Origin of the sequence: Pseudoalteromonas sp. RB2-MNA-CIBAN-0110 (assembly GCF_040309305.1) — a bacterium.
Taxonomy (GTDB): Bacteria; Pseudomonadota; Gammaproteobacteria; order Enterobacterales; family Alteromonadaceae; genus Pseudoalteromonas; species Pseudoalteromonas arctica.
In genome coordinates, this window is sequence record NZ_JBEOOQ010000160.1 from 1 (window position 1) to 277 (window position 277).

The following is a 277-nucleotide window of genomic DNA, read 5'->3' on the forward strand; positions in this document are numbered from 1 at the left end:
GCATTACGGTTTTCCGCTGTTCAGGCGGCATGCGAAGGGCCTCACGCTGACGGCCGAAGGCGAGCAGTTGCTGCCGGTGGTCGACGAGAGCTTCGCGCGGATCGAGGACATCTCGATGAAGCTCACGCGGCAGCGCACCGATCTCGCGCTGAAGGTGCCGACCTGCGTGATGCGCTGGATGCTGCCGCGCATCATGCGCTTCCAGGGCGAACATCCCGATCTCCACGTGCAGATCACGACCACGTGGCAGCACGTCGTCGATTTCTCGAGCGAGCCG

Annotated in this window: 1 pseudogene; it reads left to right on the top strand. The window is 64.3% G+C overall.

Annotation, left to right across the window (positions count from 1 at the left end):
- Positions 1–277, top strand: a pseudogene (locus tag AAEY68_RS20985) (hypothetical protein); the annotation flags it as partial.